Origin of the sequence: Maccoyibacter intestinihominis, assembly GCF_040096355.1 — a bacterium.
Classification (GTDB): domain Bacteria; phylum Bacillota; class Clostridia; order Lachnospirales; family Lachnospiraceae; genus Maccoyibacter; species Maccoyibacter intestinihominis.
This window is the reverse complement of the sequence record NZ_JBBMEX010000045.1, coordinates 1-522: the sequence shown is the minus strand read 5'-3', so window position 1 is coordinate 522 and position 522 is coordinate 1. Positions and strand designations below refer to the sequence as shown.

The 522-nt window shown below is 66.5% G+C and carries 1 protein-coding gene; it reads left to right on the top strand.

Annotated features, from left to right (window positions below; translation table 11 throughout):
- Nucleotides 1-522: transposase (locus WMO43_RS14150; protein ID WP_353531593.1), on the top strand; the 522-nt coding region annotated here is incomplete at both ends.

The following is a 522-nucleotide window of genomic DNA, read 5'->3' as shown; positions in this document are numbered from 1 at the left end:
TCTACCCTCCGGGCTCTTTCACAACCAGAACCCCAGGTCACTGACCCGCTGCACGAGCTGCTGCGACGAGGTGCCCGTGACCTGATCGCCAAGGCCGTCGAGGCCGAGCTGGCCACCTTCCTGGCGCAGTATGCCGATCAGCGGCTCGACGATGGACGTCAGGCCGTGGTCCGCAACGGCTACCTGCCCGAGCGCACGGTCCAGACCGGGATTGGGGATGTCAGCGTGCAGGTGCCCAAGGTGCGTGACCGCAGCGGCGGTGGTGCTCGCTTCAACAGCAGCCTGCTGCCGCCCTACCTGAAGCGGGCCCGCAGCATCGAGGAACTGATCCCCTGGCTCTACCTGAAGGGGATTTCCACTGGCGACTACCAGGAGGCGCTGGCGGCGCTGCTGGGCGACCAGGCCAAGGGGCTCTCGGCCAACACGGTGTCTCGGCTCAAGAAACAGTGGGAAGACGAGCATACCGAGTGGCGGCAGCGTGACCTGTCAGACCGTCGCTACGTCTACTGGTCGGCCGACGGC